General features: G+C 33.8%; 15 protein-coding genes. All 15 read right to left on the bottom strand.

The window, feature by feature from the left end; genetic code table 11:
* Positions 1–235 precede the first annotated feature (235 nt).
* The 15 genes from B9Y54_RS07675 to B9Y54_RS07605 all read right to left on the bottom strand — a co-directional run bounded on the left by B9Y54_RS07675 (position 236) and on the right by B9Y54_RS07605 (position 20,824).
* Entirely contained in the window at positions 236–1,075 is an 840-nt protein-coding gene (locus B9Y54_RS07675; protein ID WP_085559716.1) for an aldolase/citrate lyase family protein, read from the bottom strand.
* 36 nt (positions 1,076–1,111) lie between these two features.
* Positions 1,112–1,750, bottom strand: a complete 639-nt coding sequence (locus B9Y54_RS07670; RefSeq protein ID WP_085559715.1) for a sugar transferase — start codon at positions 1,748–1,750, stop codon at positions 1,112–1,114.
* A gap of 138 nt (positions 1,751–1,888) precedes the next feature.
* Positions 1,889–3,760 carry a polysaccharide biosynthesis protein gene (locus B9Y54_RS07665; RefSeq protein WP_085559714.1) on the bottom strand — a complete coding sequence of 624 codons (1,872 nt, stop codon included), beginning with the start codon at positions 3,758–3,760 and terminating at the stop codon, positions 1,889–1,891.
* 20 nt (positions 3,761–3,780) lie between these two features.
* Complete coding sequence (locus B9Y54_RS07660; RefSeq protein ID WP_085559713.1) at positions 3,781–4,548, bottom strand: tyrosine-protein phosphatase; 768 nt, start codon at positions 4,546–4,548, stop codon at positions 3,781–3,783.
* Between the two features lie 11 nt (positions 4,549–4,559).
* Entirely contained in the window at positions 4,560–5,258 is a 699-nt protein-coding gene (locus B9Y54_RS07655) for a CpsD/CapB family tyrosine-protein kinase (RefSeq protein ID WP_085559712.1), read from the bottom strand.
* Positions 5,259–5,269: 11 nt separating this feature from the next.
* Entirely contained in the window at positions 5,270–6,007 is a 738-nt protein-coding gene (locus tag B9Y54_RS07650; RefSeq protein WP_085559711.1) for a YveK family protein, read from the bottom strand.
* 144 nt (positions 6,008–6,151) lie between these two features.
* A complete protein-coding gene (gene wecB / locus B9Y54_RS07645; protein WP_085559710.1) occupies positions 6,152–7,300 on the bottom strand; it encodes a non-hydrolyzing UDP-N-acetylglucosamine 2-epimerase in 1,149 nt (382 codons plus the stop codon).
* Between the two features lie 89 nt (positions 7,301–7,389).
* Positions 7,390–8,274 (bottom strand): UTP--glucose-1-phosphate uridylyltransferase GalU, encoded by an 885-nt coding sequence (gene galU / locus B9Y54_RS07640; protein ID WP_085559709.1) that lies wholly within the window; start codon positions 8,272–8,274, stop codon positions 7,390–7,392.
* A gap of 84 nt (positions 8,275–8,358) precedes the next feature.
* Positions 8,359–9,369, bottom strand: coding sequence for a UDP-glucose 4-epimerase GalE (galE, locus tag B9Y54_RS07635; RefSeq protein ID WP_085559708.1), 1,011 nt, complete (start codon positions 9,367–9,369; stop codon positions 8,359–8,361).
* A 171-nt stretch (positions 9,370–9,540) separates the two neighbouring features.
* Positions 9,541–10,509, bottom strand: coding sequence for an LCP family glycopolymer transferase (locus B9Y54_RS07630; RefSeq protein ID WP_085559707.1), 969 nt, complete (start codon positions 10,507–10,509; stop codon positions 9,541–9,543).
* Positions 10,510–10,638: 129 nt separating this feature from the next.
* Complete coding sequence (locus tag B9Y54_RS07625; RefSeq protein WP_085559706.1) at positions 10,639–11,376, bottom strand: WecB/TagA/CpsF family glycosyltransferase; 738 nt, start codon at positions 11,374–11,376, stop codon at positions 10,639–10,641.
* 642 nt (positions 11,377–12,018) lie between these two features.
* Complete coding sequence (locus tag B9Y54_RS07620) at positions 12,019–15,657, bottom strand: GW dipeptide domain-containing protein (protein ID WP_159446070.1); 3,639 nt, start codon at positions 15,655–15,657, stop codon at positions 12,019–12,021.
* Positions 15,658–15,839: 182 nt separating this feature from the next.
* The gene (gene tnpC / locus B9Y54_RS07615) at positions 15,840–17,405 is read right to left on the bottom strand and encodes an IS66 family transposase (protein WP_085559704.1); all 1,566 of its coding nucleotides are present in this window, start codon (positions 17,403–17,405) and stop codon (positions 15,840–15,842) included.
* A 46-nt stretch (positions 17,406–17,451) separates the two neighbouring features.
* Positions 17,452–17,727: an IS66 family insertion sequence element accessory protein TnpB gene (gene tnpB / locus B9Y54_RS13200; RefSeq protein ID WP_085559703.1), complete on the bottom strand. Its 276-nt coding sequence runs from the start codon at positions 17,725–17,727 to the stop codon at positions 17,452–17,454.
* 538 nt (positions 17,728–18,265) lie between these two features.
* Positions 18,266–20,824 carry a glycosyltransferase gene (locus tag B9Y54_RS07605; protein ID WP_085559702.1) on the bottom strand — a complete coding sequence of 853 codons (2,559 nt, stop codon included), beginning with the start codon at positions 20,822–20,824 and terminating at the stop codon, positions 18,266–18,268.
* Positions 20,825–20,864: the final 40 nt, after the last annotated feature.

Here is a 20,864-nt window from a genome sequence, read left to right as displayed (position 1 = left end):
TAAAGAACCGAGAGTAGATTTACTATATTGAAGTATAATGAAATATATTTTTAAAACATCTTTTGTTTGTTTTTTATGTCTGTTCTTTTCTTCGTACACCTTTATTAATTGATCTTTCGCTGATCTATCTAAATAGATATCTTCGAATCTAGAGATCACTTTTAATACATACAAAAATTCGTAGTTTTTTTTAGATATGATTCCCAAAAATTGAGACTAGTAATTGGAAGTAGCATCATTTGCCACTTGAAACAGTTTGTTTCCGATTAGTTATAGCTATTATTTTATTTTTTACAGTTACTCTATTTTCTTCAAAAAAGTTTCTATCTTTTTTTATTAGTTCTAGTTCATAATTTCTTATTTCAGAAACACCTTTATCAAATACTTGTTTTGCTTTGTCTGGTCCCGGAACCTTATTTGTATTATAAAAACTTCTAGAAAGAATTGCCATAGATGAGTTTAATCTATAATGTTCTCCCATGACATATTCTGATGCAAGTTCTCCTTGACCTAATCTTGCAATTCCACCAAACCCATACTGAATACCTTTTTTTTCTATTTTTTCACATATCTTATCAACAGTTCCATCTGCTAAGAGCTCGAACATAAACTGCATCTTATATCCAATATGCAAATCGTTTAGACCAATATGCACATAATCAATACCATCAACAGCTAGAATTTCATCCAGATTTCCGACAGCTTCAGGTGTTTCTAAAAGGAGCATAACCTCAGCACGGTTATCTACGTAGCGAACAAAGGTATTTACCTCTTCTTTTGTCTTAAAAAAAGGAAGCATGATGATATCAGCACCATCATTAATAACTCTTTCAATCTCTGCCTTAGATTCTTCACATAGTGGATTAACTCTGACTAATAATTTTGCTATCTTTAATACATCTTTTATTTTTTTTACATCTTCAATTTGATGCCGAGAAATAACTGTATCTAAATGGGCCTGCCTCTCATCTTTACCATTAATTTCAAGGTCAACAAAAATCAGGTCAACGCCGCTTTTTTCTGCTATTTGAGCTATCTGTGTATCATCAGTTATATACATTAACTTCAAAGACAATCTGGCACCCTCCTAATATATTGTATTTTATCTATTTCATTTTACTTCTTTTTGTTTTGTAGCCGTTTCGTTCACGTTTAAATTATTTTCCATTTTCACAACTTTTAAAATAGTCTTGAAAAAAATCATCGTATCAAATTTTAATGATAGATTATCTACATACTCCACGTTCAGTTCAATTCTTTTAGGCCACTCTACATCTTTTCTACCATTAATTTGTGCCCAACCGGTTACTCCAGGTTTCACAGAAAACATTCTTTTCTGTTCTTCACTATATTTATCATAGTTCCAAGGGTGATACATTAAAGCGGGCCTAGGTCCAATAAGAGACATTTCTCCTTTAAGAATATTCACGAATTGAGGTAGTTCATCGATACTTGTTTTGCGAATAAACTTTCCTACACTTGTGACTCTCAAATCATTTTTTTTTTCGTAGACACCACCTTTCTCCGCATTCATACCCATGGACCTAAATTTGTATATCTCAAACGTTCTTCCATGAAGACCTAAGCGTTTTTGTTTGAAAATAATCGGTCCAGGTGTATTACTTCTTATTGCCACTGCAGTAATTAACAGAATAGGGGATGTCAGTATCAGTCCAATTGATGAGACAAAAATATCGATTGTTCTTTTAAAATAAATGTAATTTAATTTATTATTTTCATTATATGTCATATTTTAGAAAACACCTCTCTATTATCTCCTCAGTAAAAATATACTGCTCTACAATTTATGCTAAAAAATTTCTTATAGTTATCAGTATTTTGTATCACTTTTTATACTCCTATATCATTGAATCTAGTATATTGCTTGTTATTCTTGCACCCCCACTAATTGATTTCCTTGATAAGAATAACTTTTATCTACTTCAGATTCAACTTCTGTTTTCTCATTCGCAAACTCAATAATCTCAGTTCTTAGTTCCTCAATTGTACAATTATCTAAATGTTCCACGAATTCCATTACTGTATCGACAGTCATATCTGTTACTTTTCCAACAAATATCTTCTCGAAAACTTGTTCTTTGGTTTTTTCACTATCCACCATTAATTCTTCATATAGTTTTTCACCTGGTCGAATACCCGTTTCAGTGATTTGAATTTCTTTTTCTGTAAGGCCACTTAACTTGACTACTTTTTTAGCTAAGTCATATATTTTAACCGGTTCACCCATATCTAGAATAAAAATTTCGCCACCTTGGGCTAAAGCTCCTGCTTGGATAACTAAACGACTCGCTTCCGGAATGGTCATAAAGTAACGTGTCATTCGAAAATCGGTCACCGTTACAGGCCCACCGTTCCTAATTTGTTCTTTGAATAGTTGGACAACACTTCCACGACTGCCTAAGACATTTCCAAAACGCACCGCTGCGAACTTCGTTTTACCTGGTTCGTTTAAACCAGTCACAATCATTTCAGAGATACGTTTGGTTGCCCCCATCACGTTCGGAGGATTAACCGCTTTGTCCGTTGAGATGATCACGAAACTATCAACTCCAGCAGCTTTTGCTGCTTCCGCCATATTTTTCGTTCCATAGATATTATTTTTTACCGCTTCACGTGGATTGTATTCCATCATCGGCACATGCTTATGCGCTGCTGCATGATAAACTCTTGCTGGTTTATAGTCTTTCATAATATGAAAGATCCGTTTACGGTCACGAATATCTGCGATAATAGGAACAATCTCAATCGTTTTCCCAAATGCATTCTTCAATTCTTTATCAATCAAGTAGATAGAGTTTTCACCATGGCCCAATAAAATAATTCGTGCTGGTGAGAAACGCGCTATTTGACGACAAATTTCGGAACCAATTGATCCACCGGCACCACTAACTAAAATCGTTTTGCCGACTAATTTAGTTGAAATTTGTTTCATATCTAATTTCACTTCTGCACGTCCCAACAAATCGACCACATCGATTTCCCTAAACTGACTAACCGATAATTTGCCCTGCAAGACATCTTCAATAGAAGGCATCTGATTAACCGCTACATCTGCTTGGTTACATAAATCTAAAATACGCTCGTATTCTTTAGGATCTAATGAGGGTATCGCAATCGTTACTTGTTCTACACGATATTGTTTCACTAATAACGGAATATCGGCTATCTGACCTAAGACACGGACATCATATAACAGCAGATTGTGTTTGGATAAATCATCATCTAATAGCCCGACTAATTTAACGTCTGTATCGCTTCTTTTTAGACTTCTGATTAAAATACTGCCACCATGACCTGCACCGATAACTAGGGTTGGAACTTGGCGTTCGATTCGATGGGCATTCAACTTACGGTAATGGTGTTCATGATAAATACGCCAACCGACTCGACTTCCCATAATCAAAGCTACCGAAAAGAGATAACCCAATAAGATAAATCGAAAGCTAACCGTTTGTCCCATGATTAAGTAGATACTAGCCGATAAAACGTAAGCAATCGATACACATAGTCCGATGGTAAGTGACTCTTTAATGCTCATAAAGCGATTAATTTTTGAAAATAAATTAAAATAGACCGCTAATGCTAGATAGATAAAAATAATTAGTGCAACGAGTATCGATAGGTTCTCAAAGGATAGTCCTATATATGGATTTAAAAAGTAATAGGCCATAATAGCTGATAACACAATAGCCATACTGTCATAACCGATTAAGATAATTCTTTTTATTGTTCTACTCATTATTATCCCTTCTTTCTTTATCAAAATAAGCCTAAAAATTTTGATTTTTTAATCTCATTTGGTAAAGAGGGACTAATCATTTCACCATTAATTAAGTCCTTCGTTACTTGTTTAAAATTCATGACTGTTTCTTTACCAAACTCTTTTTCTAACTTTCGATAAGCATCCTTCATATGAAAAGAGCGCGTTGTTATATTATGTGCATCGGAGGCAATCAAATGAACTAAATTCGCAGCGATTAATTGTTTGCTGAACTGTTGGATTTTTTTCCCAAAAGTCCCCACATAGCTTCCTGCTGTTAATTGCGCTAAAGCTCCTTTTTGAATCAAACTAAGGAGAATATTTGGATCTTTAAGTAACGCATGGTTTCGTTCTGGATGGACAATAATTGGCGTGACACCTGTTTTTTTTAAATTAAAAAATAAAGAGTCCGTATATGCGGGTATTGTCGCAGTCGGGAACTCAATCATAAGGTACTGGTTGTCTTCATCAATAAATTGAATCCTATTTTCTGCAATATCTTGCATCAACTCGCCAACAATCCGGACTTCTTGCCCTGGAAACAGCGTCAAGGCAATCTCTCTATCGTCTAACTCTTTTTGCACAAGCTGAACACCTTGTATAATCGTGTCCTTTTCATTTGTCCAACGGCCATTTTTATAGTGAGGGGTAGCAAGGATATGAGTGATTCCTTCAGCAACAGCTAAACGAGCCATTACAATAGATTCGTCCATCGTTTTTGCACCATCATCGATGCCTGGTAAAATATGACAATGCAAATCAATCATTTGACTCTCTCCTATTCTCCGTAATAATGATAGTAATTATCGGATGACAATTCTACACGATTAAAGATTACACCAATTACATTAGCTTTCACAATATCCAATAATTCTTTTGATTTTTTTACCATTTCTTTATTTGCAACACCTTTATCAATAACAAAAAGTGTTCCATCTACTCTAGCTGCCATAACTTGTGCATCCGTCACGGCAATAACTGGAGGTGTATCAAAAATTATTAAATCAAAAACTTCTTCTAGTTCTTTAATAAGTGCCGTCATTCGATTGGAAGCTAAGAGTTCTGAAGGATTCGGTGGAATAGCACCACTTGTAATCACGTATAACCCTTCGGTTGGCATACGGTGAGCGATCTCTTTAATTTCAATATTTTTTTCTGTTAGTAACGTCGTTAAACCATTTTGGTTAGGCAATTCAAATGTTTTATGAACGGTGGGTTTACGCATGTCTGCATCTACTAATAAAACACGCTTGCCTTGCATCGCCATCGTAACGGCTAAGTTAGCAGAAACCGTTGATTTCCCTGCTCCTGGAGCAGCTGACGTTACCACTAGTGTTCTCAACTCATTATCAACCATTGAAAATTGAATGTTTGTCCGAATTGTTCTAAATTGTTCTGCTATAACCGAACTCGGTCGAGTTAGGGTAATTAAACTAGGACGTTCGACAGTTGTTTTTTTTGTTGTTTTTTTAAACATCTTTTCACCTCTTAGACTCTACTCTGAGTTCTTTTCCTATTTTTTTGTTTAAACGTCTCCAGTTTAGTTGCTAATTCATCACGTGTCATTTCAGAAACGCTACCTAGAATTGGCCAACCGACTTCTTCTGTGATAAAACGCTCATCACGAATTGATTTATCCATAAACTCTAGTAAAAAGGCCACCCCAACACCAAGCATTAGGCCAACCAATAAACCAATGACTAAGTTTAGAGGATTGTTAGGCGAAATTTGATTTTCATTTGGGATAGCTTCAGAAATAATCGTGACATTTTCAACGTTCATAATACTGCCAATTTCATTTTGGAAAGTCGTCGTTACTTCATTCGCTATTTCAGCTGCCGTAACAGGATTAACATCAGTCACCTTTAAAGAGAAGACTTGTGAGTTATCTTGAGTTAAAATTTCAATCTTTTCTGATAGTTGAGCAGGGGTTAAATCAGATGCCAACTTTTTACTGACAGGATCTAAAATAACTGGCCCTTTGATAATATCTTTATATGTATTAATCATCTGTACGTTTGTGTTGATATCCGTTAACTGAATCCCTTCAGTAGATTCTGTTTTGCGATTGACTAATATTTGAGCTGTTGAACTATATTGTGGCGTTGCAATAAAGAAAGTGAAGATGGCTGCTACTAATAGCATCACTAATCCGACACTTGCAATCATGATTTTTCTTTTCTTTAAAGTAGCGAACAATTCCGCTAAGCTAATTTCTTCTTCCATTATTTCCTCCTACAAAATCTTTTTAATTCTTACTCTATTCTTTTAAAATTAGGACTCCTTAATTATAACATAATACTTAGTTTTTTTGTTATTTAATTCTAGAACAGGCTAAAAATTTCCTTTTTAGTCTGTTCTGATCCTTCTTTATTTGTTCTTAAAATTTTCTGGCCTTTCACTATTTTGGCCTAATTCATATGCTAAAACATCTAAAATACGCTCAGCGGCTATTCCATCGCCATAAGGATTTTTTGCTGCTGCCATTTTTTTATGTGTCTCAGAATCGTCTAACACTTGTTTCATGGCATCTAAGACATCTTCCGTTTTTGTTCCGACTAGTTTCAAGGTCCCAGCAGCAACGCCTTCTGGACGTTCAGTGGTCTCTCTCAATACCAATACCGGCACACCTAATGATGGTGCTTCTTCTTGGACTCCACCTGAATCACTCATAATAAAGTAACTTTTAGCCGCAATGTTATGAAAGTCAATCACATCTAAGGGGTTAATCAGATGAATGCGCGGATGATTGCCTAATTCTTTAGCTGCTAATTCTTGCACGACAGGATTTAAATGAACGGGATAAACCACTTCGATATCGGGGTAAGCATCAACAACTTTTCGAACAGCCTTAAAGACCCGTTCCATCGGTTTTCCTTGATTTTCTCTACGGTGCATCGTCATCAAAATTAAACGATTCCCATCCGTCAATTTATCTAAAACTTCATGACGGTAGTTTGTTTGAATCGTTTCTTTTAACGCATCAATCGCTGTATTCCCTGTGATATAGACATGCTCTTTGGGATGATTCTCTTTTAAAAGATTCGCGGCACTTTCTTTAGTCGGAGCAAAATAAAGATCAGATAAAACATCGGTCACTTGGCGATTCATTTCTTCTGGAAAAGGCGATTGCTTATTCCATGTCCTAAGTCCTGCTTCTACATGACCAACTTTTATTTGATTGTAAAAAGCGGATAATCCTGCTGCAAAAGTGGTCGTTGTATCCCCATGGACTAAAACTATATCGGGCCGTTCTTTTTTCATCACGTCTTCCATCCCTATTAAGACATTCGCTGTAATTTGAGCCAATGTTTGTCGCTCCTTCATCACATCTAAATCGTAATCTGGTTGAATAGCAAAAATAGCTAACACTTGATCAAGCATTTGTCGGTGTTGAGCGGTTACTACAACAACTGATTCAAATTGGTCTGAACGCCGCTTCAATTCTAAAACGACTGGTGCCATTTTAATTGCTTCCGGTCGGGTTCCAAAAACCGTCATGACTTTTATTTTTTTCATCTGAATACGTCCTTTCTCTAGAAATTTCTTCAGCTAGATACCTTAAAAAGCAAAGCATAACCCATTAAACGTTGGTTATGCTTTATTTTTTATTTTGTTTCTCGTAATTCTTTGCTTAGTTGAATCAAGTATTGTTTTAGGTTATCTTTTACTTCAGGGTGTTCTAAGCCATATTCTATACTTGTTGTCATATAACCGAATTTATCTCCAACATCATAGCGAATGCCTTTGTATTCATGAGCCAACACTTTTTGTGTTTTATTCAAAGCTTCTATCGCATCAGTTAATTGGACTTCATTACCCGCACCTGGTTCTTGTTTTTCTAACAGCTCAAAAATTTCAGGAGTTAATAAATAACGTCCAATAATAGCCAAATCACTTGGCGCATCTTCCACATTCGGCTTTTCAACAAACTGCTTAACCTCATACAATCCTTCTGCTAGCTTTTTAGCTGGGTCAACAATGCCATACTTTGATGTTTCTTCATAAGGTACACGCATTGTTGCTAGTACTGACGAGCCAGTTTCTTCGTAGCGGTTCATCAATTGCTTTGTTAAGGGTACGTCGTCTTTCATCATATCATCACCTAGCAAAACAATAAACGGTTCGTTCCCTACAAAACTTTTTGCATGTAAGACCGCGTCGCCTAACCCTTTAGGATAAGACTGACGAATAAAATGCAATTTAATTTTAGTGGTACTCTCTATTAGCTTTAATAAGTCCCATTTTTCTTTACTTATAAGATTTTGTTCTAATTCAAAGTTTGAATCAAAATGATCTTCAATCGAGCGCTTAGCTCTCCCTGTCACAACCAGTATTTCTTCGATCCCTGATTCAATCGCTTCTTCTACGATAAATTGAATCGTTGGTTTATCCACAATCGGCAGCATTTCTTTAGCCATTGCTTTTGTTGCAGGTAAAAAACGTGTTCCTAATCCGGCTGCTGGAATAACAGCTTTTCTAACTTTTTGCATGTAAGCTCCTCCAATGATTATCTTATGTAAAAAAAGCAGTTGACAAGTTGCCAACGCCTTTTTTCTATTTTAATAGTTGCTTATTTATTCGTAGCCTTTTGGATTTTCTGATTGCCATTTCCATGAATCGCGACACATTTCTTTTAAATCATGCGTTGCTGTCCAATGCAATTCTTTAGCTGCTTTTGTCGCGTCTGAATAGCACGTTCCAATATCTCCTGGACGTCTCTCCATGATTATATAAGGAACTTTTTGACCGGTTGCTTCTTCAAAATTGTTGACAACATCTAAAACACTATAGCCCATACCTGTACCTAAGTTATAGGCTTGGATTTCTTCTGTCTCTAGAACTTTTTCAACAGCTTTTAAGTGGCCTTTAGCTAAGTCGACAACATGAATGTAATCCCGTACGCCTGTACCATCTGGTGTGTCATAATCGTCGCCAAAGATGCTTAACTTTTCACGTTTCCCAACGGCAACTTGTGTGATAAAAGGCATTAGGTTATTGGGAATCCCATTTGGATCTTCACCAATCCGGCCACTCTCATGTGCACCAATTGGGTTGAAGTAACGCAATAAAGCGATACTCCACGTATTATCGGCTTTATAAACGTCTTGTAAAATTTGTTCAATCATCATTTTCGTCGTCCCATAAGGATTTGTGGTACTTAATGGCAAGTCTTCTGTTAGTGGCGATGTATTATTCATCCCATAAACCGTCGCAGAAGAACTAAAGACGATCTTCTTAACGTTATACTGTGCCATCAATTCAGCTAAGACAAACGTCCCAGTCAAGTTGTTATGGTAATATTTTAACGGCTTCGCAACTGATTCGCCCACCGCTTTATAACCCGCAAAATGAATCACAGCTTCCAGGTCATAAGCTTGGAAGACTTTTTCAAGTGCTGGCTTGTCTAGGATGTTCACTTCATGGAAACTAAAGGCTTTTCCAGTAATTTCTTTGATACGATTTAATACTTCTGGTTTACTATTTGAATAGTCGTCTACTATCACGACTTCATAGCCTGCATTTAATAATTCTACGGTTGTGTGGCTTCCGATGTATCCGGCACCACCTGTAACGAGTATAGCCATTTAAACGCTCCTCTGATTTGTATTTACTAGTAACTTGTTTCCTTTACAATCATAATATACAACTAGCTAAATAACAATCTTAAACAGCTATTTTAATTCAAATCTTTCATTCAAATTAAGGTATATGCAAAAAAGACAACCCTTCATAAAAAAGTTGCCTCTTCTTCATTTTTAATCTATTTCAAGTTGTTCTTTTAGTAGTGTAGAGACACGATTTAATTCTTCTTCAGAAACCTGTTGGTAAGAAATATTATCTAACATAATCCCTGTACCTTCTAGTTGGATTTGTTCGATATTACTCGTAGCTGAACGATATTTGCTAAAAATATCAACCATATCTTCAAATGCTAAATTAGTTTGCAAGTTGTTTTCCATCGTGCCTAAGACGTCTTTGTAATTCGTAATGGTAGAGAAAGTCGCAGCTTTTTTAACGATTGCTTCAAGAACTTGGCGTTGTCTTTTTTGACGGCCATAATCCCCTTCAGGATCTTCATAACGCATTCTAGAAAAAGCTAAAGCTTCCGCTCCACCAAGAGTCTTTGTTTGGCCTTCGATAAATGAATAGCCATCGTAATCAAATGTTAATGGACTTGTAACGTTAACACCACCAACCGTATCAACAAGATCTTGAACCCCTTGCATATTGACTTCTACATAATAATCAATCGGAATATCCAATAATTTTTGTACCGTATTCATTGCCATCGCTGTTCCACCAAAAGCATAAGCATGGTTGATTTTATCCATTGTGCCTTTGCCTACAATTTCTGTATAGGTGTCACGAGGAATGCTGACAATCTTAGACGTATTGGTTCTAGGGTTAATGGTCATCACCATCATTGTATCTGAACGCCCTTGTTCTGTTCGTCCTAAATCTCCTGTATCTACACCTAACATCAAGACTGAGAATGAGTCACTCTTGTCAATATTAACAGGACTATTTCTCACTTCTTCTTTGTCGTCAACATTTTTATAAATCTTTTCAGTTGTCCCAGTAACATCACTGTACACTTTCCAGATGTACAACCCAAAAACAGTCAATAAAACAACTAGTATTAATAATCCAATTTTTAGTCCTTTTTTCTTTTTTTGGGGACTTTTATTTGAATTCTTTCTCACTCTTGAGCGTGACTCAGCCATGAATCATTCCTCCTACTGTTTCTTTATTTATTTCTTACAAATTGCTATCACTTTATTGTACCAGTAGTTCAGAATTTTTCAATTCATTTTTGCAATAACGATACTAATAAAATATATATTGTTTTTAAATTAGATATTCTTTCTTTTTTCTTTATAAATTGCAATTAAAAACTTTGGAATCATTAACATTCTTTTAAATCGTGTGGGTTGTTTAATTAATCGATAAAACCATTCTAAGTTCAATTTAATAATAAATTTAGGAGCTCTCTTAACCGTCCCAGTAAAAGCATCAAAAGATCCGCCCACTCCCATTACTAATCCTTTAGGTGCTTGGTCCAAATAATTTTGAATCCACTTTTCTTGCTTTGGAAAACCTAATCCTACAAATACAATATCAGTTTGCGCTTGCAACACTTTGCCCATAACTTCCTTATCTGACAGTTTAAAATACCCATTATGATAGCCTTTTAAGGTAATATTTGGGTACTCTTTCTTAATTTTTTTAACAGCTTTTACTATTACCTCTTCTTTTGCTCCTACTAAATACATACTGTATTTAAATTGATCTGCCTTTTTTAATAATTCAAGCATCAAATCATATCCGGCAACTCTTTCCACTATCGGTGTTCCTAATATACGCGCACCTTTTACAATACCAATCCCATCTGCGGTAATATAGTCTGCTTTTCTTAGTATATCCATATAGTCAGGATTCTGATTTGCATACATAACAATTTCTGGATTTGCTGTGACCACAAATATTTTCTGTTTTGAATGAATACATTGATTTAACTGATCTACCAGATCATCTTGTGTTACATTATCAAAATCTATATCTAATACAGTTACTTTTTGATTTTTTTCCATTAGAGGATTGTTCCCTTCTTCAATTAAAAATAGAAAAATATAGATATAAAGTATATTTTAACAGATATTGCAAATAATATAATCAAAATATTAATAGTACTATTTTGGTTATAATGTCAAATGATGGTAGTGAGAATTAATAGTCTTCAACTGTTCATTTTATTGAGCCTGCAACATATCTGGTATTAGTCGTCCTTGATACAGATTTTTTTCTATCATATTTTCTTTTAACCTTCGGTTTCATATTAACATGAACTTTGACTGTATTCGTAATAAAACAATTGTTTTTATTTGATACTTGGCATTTTGGACACTCCGTCGGCGTATATGTCAGTTTTTCTTTATGTTAGCATATTTAACGAAATGGTCGTTAAAATAAATCTTTACATCTTAACCATCTAGTACTTTTAACATATCAAAGTAGGCAAGTGAATTCCTCCTAGTGGTAAATTTTCGTCGACTATCATTTTACAGGAGAACTCACTTGTTTTCTATTTATATTCTAAGATATATAAAAAGATTAGTAGTGTAATACCCACGATGGTGGATATTACACTACTAATCTTAGTCTTTTTATTATACAATCAAATCTTTATATGTCAGGGTTTCTATCATATTTTATTTAAATTTTAAACAAAACAATTAATTAATATTTTTAAAATAAGTTTGAATACCTCCAACAATACCTGTTGCAATTTTTTCTTGATACGTATTTGTTACCAACTTATTTCTCTCGGTTGTATTATCAACGAATCCAATCTCAACTAATACAGCTGGCATCCAAGTTTCTCTTACAACATGAAAATTAGCTTTTTTTGCTCCACGATTAAATGCGTTGGTATTACTAATAAGCGAATTTTGGATATTCTGAGATAATAGCGAACTATTCAATAATCTAGAAGGATCATTTGCTTTCAAGATATTATTGGGATCACCATTTTTATTGTAAGAAAAAGTTTCTATACCATAGACTAATGTATTGAAAGAATTCGTATGAATACTAACAAAAATATCTGGATTCGCTCTGTTTGCAGTAGCAGCTCTTTCAGATAGTTCCAGAAATTTATCTGTTGATCTAGTCATGACCACTTCGTAACCAGCTTGCTCTAACTTTAATTCCACTTTTTTTGCAACAGTAAGATTCAAGTCTTTTTCATTAATCCCACCAGCTCGTGCCCCAGGATCCGTTCCTCCATGACCCGGGTCAAGAACAACAACATTTTTAAATAAATCAATTCTGTTTAATCCTCTTTTATCAACCCATCCTAAATTTTTACCTTCAAAATAAATGAGTGCCCATGTTGCTCGAGTAGTGACCATTTCTTTGGCAACCGTTATGTTTTCACCATAATAGTCTGATGACATGGATACTAGCAAGGACCCTTCTAACCCATATGGCAATGTATTAATGCCGTCCGTTTTACGAGTGATCTTAGCTGTATAATTAATGTTCTTTTCTGATAAAGTTACATCAGAACTCGTTAAACCTTTTATATCAATCCAGCCAAGCTCTTTTCCATCTAATGTAATATAAGCCCAAGTTGAACGACGGGTTGTAGCTTCTTTGATTACTTTTACTTGTTTCCCAAAAAAGTTGGAAGACAAATAGTTTAATGCAAATCCTTCTGTCCCCCACGGTTGGGTATTAATTCCATCGGTTTTACGACCAATTCTTTTATAATAAGACGTATCCTTTACGGCTGTTATCTTTTCAATATCTAAGCCTTTTTTGTCAATCCATCCGAGATCTTTAATATAAGACCACGTTGCTCGCGTGGTAACCATTTCTTTGGTAATGGTTACGTCTTTGCCATAATAGCCTGATGACATGGATACTAGCAAGGACCCTTCTAACCCATATGGCAATGTATTAATGCCGTCCGTTTTACGAGTGATCTTAGCCGTATAATCGATGTTTTTTTCTGATAAAGTTACATCAGAACTCGTTAAACCTTTTATATCAATCCAGCCAAGCTCTTTTCCATCTAATGTAATATAAGCCCAAGTTGAACGACGGGTTGTAGCTTCTTTGATTACTTTTACTTGTTTCCCAAAAAAGTTGGAAGACAAATAGTTTAATGCAAATCCTTCTGTCCCCCACGGTTGGGTATTAATTCCATCGGTTTTACGACCAATTCTTTTATAATAAGACGTATCCTTTACGGCTGTTATCTTTTCAATATCTAAGCCTTTTTTGTCAATCCATCCGAGATCTTTAATATAAGACCACGTTGCTCGCGTGGTAACCATTTCTTTGGTAATGGTTACGTCTTTGCCATAATAGCCTGATGACATGGATACTAGCAAGGACCCTTCTAACCCATATGGCAATGTATTAATGCCGTCCGTTTTACGAGTGATCTTAGCCGTATAATCGATGTTTTTTTCTGATAAAGTTACATCAGAACTCGTTAAACCTTTTATATCAATCCAACCAAGCTCTTTTCCATCTAATGTAATATAGGCCCAAGTTGAACGACGGGTTGTAGCTTCTTTGATTACTTTTACTTGTTTCCCAAAAAAGTTAGAAGACAAATAGTTTAATGCAAATCCTTCTGTCCCCCACGGTTGGGTATTAATTCCATCGGTTTTACGACCAATTCTTTTATAATAAGACGTATCCTTTACGGCTGTTATCTTTTCAATATCTAAGCCTTTTTTGTCAATCCATCCGAGATCTTTAATATAAGACCACGTTGCTCGCGTGGTAACCATTTCTTTGGTAATGGTTACGTCTTTGCCATAATAGCCTGATGACATGGATACTAGCAAGGACCCTTCTAACCCATATGGCAATGTATTAATGCCGTCCGTTTTACGAGTGATCTTAGCCGTATAATCGATGTTTTTTTCTGATAAAGTTACATCAGAACTCGTTAAACCTTTTATATCAATCCAACCAAGCTCTTTTCCATCTAATGTAATATAGGCCCAAGTTGAACGACGGGTTGTAGCTTCTTTGATTACTTTTACTTGTTTCCCAAAAAAGTTAGAAGACAAATAGTTTAATGCAAATCCTTCTGTCCCCCACGGTTGGGTATTAATGCCATCAGTTTTACGACCAATTCTTTTATAATAAGATGTATCCTCAACGGCTGTTATTTTTTCAATATCTAAGCCTTTTTTGTCAATCCATCCGAGATCTTTAATATAAGACCACGTTGCTCGCGTGGTAACCATTTCTTTGGTAATGGTTACGTCCTTGCCATAATAGCCTGATGACATGACGACCAGTTTGGACCCTTCTAATCCATACGGCAATGTATTAATGCCGTCCGTTTTACGAGTGATCTTAGCTGTGTAATTAATGTTCTTTTCTGATAAAGTTACATCAAAACTCGTTAAACCTTTTATATCAATCCAACCAAGCTCTTTTCCATCTAATGTAATATAAGCCCAAGTTGAACCATTTTTTGTTTTCTTTTCTTCTTTAACAAACACTTTTCTATTTAAGTACTCCATAGTTGTAGAAAGTATTTTAGAATTTTCTGTATCTTTGGGAGCAGTATAAATCCCTTCAGATTGACTATTTATGTGCATTGAATAGTCTTTCACATCAGTAGTCGAAATAACTTCATCATAGTTTATTCCAGCCAAACTAGCTTCCAAATTAATCGTATTTAAATCAATTGATGTCATTTTATCAAAACGAGTTAAATTATAAGTCTCGATAATCGCATCTAATTTGGTATTGTAATTAGGATCAGTAGCATATTTATTTAATAATGATTTAGTAGCATCTTTATAAGTATCTGCATTTATTCTCCAAGTACCACTATAAAAATTTTTATCCCATGAACCGTTTTCGTTATCCCAACCAGGCCCTTTTGTTAGTTTATCCGCGTAATCTATGAACGCTGAATTAACCGAAAGATATTTTTTGAAGTTTGCTTTTATTATAGTCCAACCATCTTTTTCACTGTATTCTCTTGTGTATTTAGTGAAAAAATTATTATTATAACTGCCTTTTATTCCAAAGTAATTAAAATTAGGGTTATACGCTAACATGCTCGTTCCCCAATCGCTTTCTAATGCTGCCTGTGCAAGCATAACAGATGGATAGATACCATATTCGTTCGCTACAGAAGTTGCATAAGCAGATGTAGCATTAATGAAGGCCGTTTTTTTTGAAATCGGAGTTGCATTTAAATTATATGTACTTACTGAGGTTTCTATATTATTGTTTTCTACAGCAGACACAGTAGTACTTAAAAAACTAGGCCCAACTAAAGTACCTACCATGGCTAATATTATAACTTTCCCAAAAAAATTCTTACTCACTTTCAAAACATTTATCCTCCTTTATCGATATTCACTTTTAAATCACCATTTTAGTATAGCGAAAAAAAATGATTAAATCTATACTTTTATAAACTATATTTAGGAACCTTGTTTGATAGTAAGCGCAAAGTAACCAGGTATATTGTAACGATAAATAAGTCTTGCTATAATTATAGCAAGACTTATTTTTTAAACTTTAATTGAATTTCATTATTCCATGGTAAATAACCCTCCAGTATCTCAGGTTGCTCCTCAAATGGAATATTCGGTAACTCCTCAAATAAGTACTTTAGATAGTCATAAGCATTTAAATTATTTTCTAGTGCTGTCTGAATAATACTATAAGCGATCCCACTCGAAGTTGCACCCTTGGTGCTCGAGGAAAAGTTCCATGCTTTTCGTCCTACTACAAATGGCCGAATACTTCTTTCCGCTAAATTATTGGAAAGATGACATTCTCCGTTAAGTAAATAGTTCATCAAGTATTTTTTTTGATTTTTAGCATACGTTAACGCCTTTCCTAAGACAGAGTTCTTTAATGCGTTTGTTTGTTCAACCCAATACCAAAACTGATTCAATATAGGAGTGGCTAATTCTTTACGCATTTTAAGCTTCTCTGTAGGAATAAGGTGTACGATATCTCTTTCTATTTTGAAGAGTTTATCGCAATAATCCTGTCCAATTTCACACTGAGATTTTTTGATAATGGCTACTTTTGAAATACCATCGTGAAATTTCCTTCTCACATGTGCCCAACAACCAACTCGTGTGATGGATTGTACTTTATTATAACCATCGTATCCATCGCAATGCAGATACCCGCTAAATCCACTCAAAAACTGTTGGGCGTTACTTCCTGAACGAGTTGGTGAGTATTCATATAGAACCGTAGGTTTATCTGAGTTCGCACTTGTACGGTACAACCACATGTAAGATTTAGATGTAGCCAACTTACCTGGCTCATGAAGTACCTGCATAGGAGTCTCATCTGCAAAAATACAAGTGGCTTTAAATAATTCCTGATGCAAAATATTAAAAATAGGTTTCAACCAAAGATCTGCAGATTTAATAACCCAATTAGCCATCGTTGCACGATTTAATGTAATACCGTAGCTTTGCCATTCTTTTTCTTGACGATAGAAAGGCAAGGATAGCTCAAATTTTTGGTAGAGTAACCAAGCTACAGAACTAGGCGAAGCAAGACTTTTTGAAATAACAGGATTTGGTGTTTTTGCTTTTACAATAACATCTTCCCCATCTTTTTTACATGATGGGCATTCATAAGAATACCGATAAAATTTCTTTACTTTTAGATGGGCAGGAATAAATTCTACTTCTTCTCGCACATATTCACGACCAATAGGTCGAAGTTCAGAGTTGCACCAGATACACTGACTATCCTTTTCATGCAACAGGCACTGAATTTCTTGGATGGGTAGATGTTTAATCATTTCAGCTTTATGGCCTTTTTTTTTTTTTATAGGTTGGATATCGTCTTCATTTTTTGGTTCTGGAGCTGATTTATCAGATTCAACTTCTGATTCATTAAATAGATTTAGGTCGTCGTCTGTAAAGAGATTTAACTGGTTTTCGCTGGTAGCAGAAGTTTTTTCACTTGAACGACCATATAATTTTTGAGTTAAAAACTTAACTTGTTCAGTTAATAGTTCTAGCTGTTCCATTAACTGTTCGTTTTGTTGATTGCTTTGTTCTAACTGTTTAACCAGTAAATCTTCAAGTTTTGACATTCTGCTCACCTCATTTCTAGAATAACTTCCTTCCTTATTATATCATTTAATGGAAGTATCCAGTTTTTGCTTTTTTTATCGCTTTAGGCTGCTCAATAGATAAACCTTCCAAAAGCCAGCGTAGTTCCTGTTGAGAAACCATTCGAAGATCCTCTCTCGACCTTGGCCATTGAATTACTTGGATTACTCCACTTTTTAATCGTTTATACAAAAGAATAAACCCATCTCCATCCCAATGTAACGCATTGTATTTATTACGGCTTCCACCACAAAAAATAAAAAGATAATTACCAAATACGTCTAAATCAAATTGATCCTGTATTAAAGCAGCTCATCCATCAATTGATTTCCGCATATCTGTTTTACCACAGACAATATAAATAAATTGAACTTTTGTATAATCTACAATCATCGTTTACAACTCCTTGAGTAGAGCGTAAAGAATGCAATTATTAATCCCGTTATGAATAGAAACCGTGAGGTTTCTATCTGGTAAATGTATTTTAACTACCCGTTCAATTTTTTCTTTTTTAATAGATTCATTTAGATGGTCTAAATGAATTGGAACAATATCTTGATAATAGAAGTATAAATGGAATATTACTTAAGTGGAATATACCTTTTCATTTTACGCTTACAATTTATTTATTCCTATAATTTATAATAAAAAAAATAAATTCTCCCTTTAAATAATAAGCTTAGATGCCTTATCACTGGAAAGAACTTATTTTTTAAATACTCTATCGTAAGACCTTGTATTTCAAAGTAAAAATAATCTTTTAATAACTGATTTTTTAAATCTAATCATTAACCTTAATTCAAAATCCCCGTTTAAATCAAGTCATTATTTTTCTGAAAATTTATAATAAATCTTCACATACTTTTTTGTAAAAGTCACCAAGAGCTTCTTTGTTATACGAATAATAATCAAATTCTTCAGCAATCACTTTACCGTTAACGAAATCTTTCATCCCTTGATAAATACCATCTATTGAATCATTAATTAATAAACCATTTGTATTTTCTAAGACACTATGAATACCTGGTACATCTGTGCCTATAATTGGCTTACCTATTATCATAGCTTCAAGAAGCACTATACCTTGACCTTCATAATGTGATGTTAAAATAAAACAATCACATAAATTAACAAACATAGATGGATTTTCCAAGTGTCCAAGCAAATGGATGTGCTTTTCCATTCTTGTTTCAATTATTTTATTTCTTATTTCAACTTTCATTGGACCGCTACCAAGTATATATAAGTGACAGTTACTGTTATCTTCTACTAATTTTGAAAAAGCTTCTATTAGTGATATCTGATTTTTTTCAGGTGATAGTCTACCAACGTTCACAAAATTTATGTTGTTTTTATCTGGAGAAATAAATCCTTTTAATGTCACAATTCCAGTTTCCTTATCATTCTTTTCAAAAAATACCGTTCTGTTACTTTGATCTGATGAGCTATAGATATCTTTACCATTATTCAATTGTGTATTTAAATGGATATCTTCTAAAATTGCATCACCATTAATTGGGTTATTTACATAGTCCATTTTCACTTCATAGTCAGGTATATAACGTGCTAAATCCTTTTTATTCTGATTATTCGCGCTTTCTGAAACAGAAATTACCTTGTCAAAATAACGATATAAGCTAAATATTACTTTTAAATTCCATTTATGCTTGAACTTATTTCCAATAACTTTGTTATACTCTTCCATCATTATAGCATGGAGATAATTCACTTTTATTGGTACATCTGAGAAAGCAAACAATGCCGTAAACATTTTATTATAACCACCGAAATCAATAGCAATATCTAATGGTAATTTTCCAGTTATACGATTAAATTCATGATTTAAATGTTGTTTTAATTTGTCTTTATTTAAATATTTAGAATCCAGACCTTGTCTAAACAATAAATTTTGACGAATAGTGTTAAAATAACCTCTATTCATTGCTCCAAATGTGTATATAAAATGAACTCTTTTGTCAACTTTCAGTATATTATTGTATTTTTCTTCTCTTACTCTATCTGTATCCATAAATATTACGTCATATTTATCATAATCAATCATTTTAGAAAGATTAATAGCAGTCATTGTAATGCCATTGTTGAAAAAACCACCACAATAAAAAATTATTTTCTTTTTATTTGATAAGTAGTTGATTCTTTCATTATTCATAGAATTATTATGAATAATGATATCTACCGCTCTTTTCCTTGATTGCCCATCATCATAAGAACAAAATGTCTCTAGGTAATTCAGATATTTTACTTCATTCAATTTTTCATATTCCTCGTCTTCAATTATAAGAGATTCACGTAATTCATCAAATGTAGTACTTAAATTGCCTGGTAGTTGCTCTAAATCTAAATAAAAGCCTCGCGTTTCTTCATAAACTTCTTTATCTGGGATATAAAAATAAATTGGTTTTTTTGTTGGTAAAAAATCGAAAAAAATACTAGAATAATCTGTGATCAATTTATCGATACAAGTCAACAACTGATTTGTATCAACCCAGTTTGGTATAATTTCTTTTTCATAATTATGTTCAACAAAATATGAATAGATGAAATAATGAGTTTTCAATAAAACTTTGTACCGATTTCCTAATGCTTTTTGTATTTCTCGTACTTCTTTAAGTAATGTTAAGATATCATCTTCTGTTGTTTCTGCTAAGCTTTTTTTCCATGTAGGAGCGTAAAGAACTAATTTTTTGTCAGTAGGTAAGTTTAATAGTTTTATAATTTCTTCTTTCTTTTTACTTAAGGTTAAATCAACTCTTGGGTTCCCTGTAAGAAAAACCTTGCTATCAAGTATACCATCTAAATCATTCGATTTAATCAAACGATCTGCAGTAAATCTATTAGGCATAAATAAATAATCGGTATGCAACAAATTACGCTGAATATTTTTATGAGCAGTAATATTACCCATTTTAATATCTAGCCCTAATGTTTTTAGAGGTGTACCATGCCAAGTATTGATGTAAATCTGTTCTTTACGCTTAACAAAATATGGCATAAATGAAGTATCATTTATCAGATACTCACATGTTGCTAACAATTCAAAATATTTTTTGCTTTCGTATTCTACAAAATGAATATTGGTATATTCTGGATAATCATTTTTTATCTTTTGGATCATAGGATTCTTTAAATCTACAGTAGCCCAATAAAAGTTTGCTTGTTTTAGTTTTTCTTCTTTTACTAGTTGAGTGAATAAAGCAAACACGTTCCCTGTTAAGCTCACAGCATGATAAGATTCTAGCAAGAAAGTATCAGTAACAACCTTTTTTTGATCTATCATTTGAATATACGTACTTCTTAACTTTACTTTTTTATTTGTTAACTGCTCTTTTAAAGGGCTAAGATAAAATTTACTGATTTCTGTTATTTTTTTCAAGTCCAATATCTATTCACTCATTTCTTTCTAAATTTAAATAATAAAA

Origin of the sequence: Carnobacterium iners (assembly GCF_900177385.1) — a bacterium.
In the GTDB taxonomy this organism is placed as follows: Bacteria; Bacillota; Bacilli; order Lactobacillales; family Carnobacteriaceae; genus Carnobacterium_A; species Carnobacterium_A iners.
Note: the sequence above shows the minus strand (reverse complement) of the source record. Positions and strands in the feature narration are given on the sequence as shown.